Source organism: Gluconacetobacter asukensis, assembly GCF_014174375.1.
GTDB classification, from domain to species: Bacteria; Pseudomonadota; Alphaproteobacteria; order Acetobacterales; family Acetobacteraceae; genus Gluconacetobacter; species Gluconacetobacter asukensis.
Genome location: NZ_JABEQE010000049.1, coordinates 1 through 1339 on the forward strand (window position 1 = coordinate 1; position 1339 = coordinate 1339).

Here is a 1339-nt window from a genome sequence, read left to right on the forward strand (position 1 = left end):
GCCCCATAGGCGCGAAGGTAATGGATTGAATTGAGTGTCCGACTTATGATTCAAGAGAAAGATGCGTTCTGTATCTCTTCTTGGCGGGGATTGGGGGTCTGTTGTCCGCGCGATTAGCGCGGTGGTGGATCTTGAGGCGACGAGCCGGAGCACTGGTGCTCTGCGACGTGTGCGCAAAGTCAGGAGTGCGGAGGGTCTTTTGCGCCTGGCACTCATGTATGGCCCGGGAGGCCAGTCTCTGCGGGCGGCGGCGGCCCGCGCTGGCGATGCGGGCATTGCGGAACTGAGCGACAAGGCTGTGGAAGGCCGTTTGCGGGGGATGGGAGATTGGCTGGCCCATATCCTTGCGTGTCTGCTGGCCTCGCGCGCTGGGATGGCCTCTCCCTCCGACGAAGCCGGACTGTCTCTGTCGCTAGTGGACGGTTCGGTAATCTGTGCCCCGGGTCGTGGCGGGCGGTGGAAACTGCACGCCTGCTACGACCCCGGTCGAGGCCGTTTCACCAGCCTGCATCTGACCACCGACAGGATCGCTGAAGAGACAGCCCATACGCCGGTCGGTGCGGGACGCACCGTCATCACTGATCGGGGTTATGCCCGGGTCCGTAATTTTCATGATGTGCTGAGCCAGGGCAGCGACTTCATCACCCGGATGGGATGGCGCGCCGTGCGTCTCTATGATGCTGCGGGCCAAAAGCTCGATGTGATGACAGCATTGCCTGAAGACAATGTACCGTGTGATCGCGACGTGCACGTCAAGGGGATGGCACAGAAGCTGCGTCTGGTGATCCAGCGCTTGCCTGCCGAGAGCGCCGGGTCGGCACGCCGCAGGAAGGCGCGCAAGGCCAACCGAAACGGCCATGAACTCGACCCGCGCACCGCCGAGGCCGCAGGCTTTCTGATCCTGCTCACATCCCTCTCACGCGACAGGCACCCGGCCGAACAGGTCATTGCCCTCTACCGTAACCGCTGGCAGGTCGAAATCGGTTTCAAACGACTGAAAACTCTCGGCGGTATTGACCGCCTGCCGGCCGCAAATCCTGCATTGGCCAGAACATGGCTGCTGGCACATCTCATCGCCGCCGTGATGACCGATGATCTCGCCAACGAGATCATCGGCGTTTCCCCCTCAGCCTGATGGCAGAGCCAGGCCCACATACAACCTCATCTGGGCCGCATGGCAGAAAGCGCGCGAAATCCTCAGATATGCCATCCTGCCTCCCATCAGGCTCGACAGACATGACGTCATCCAGCGCTTTCGACGAAGACAGGCACAACCCGTCAGAAAGCGAAGCTCACAAGCTCAAGACCTCAGAAAATATTAACTTCGCGCCTATGGGGC

Annotated in this window: 1 protein-coding gene; it reads left to right on the forward strand. The window is 61.1% G+C overall.

The annotated features are described in order from the left end of the window. Positions 1-61 precede the first annotated feature (61 nt). Positions 62-1135, forward strand: a complete 1074-nt coding sequence (locus HLH35_RS19645) for an IS4 family transposase (protein ID WP_182980737.1) — start codon at positions 62-64, stop codon at positions 1133-1135. The last annotated feature ends 204 nt before the right edge of the window (positions 1136-1339 follow it).

Coding starts and splice junctions, on each gene's coding strand:
- HLH35_RS19645 (WP_182980737.1), top strand. CDS start 62: ATGCGTTCTGTATCTCTTCTTGGCGGGGATTGGGGGTCTGTTGTCCGC.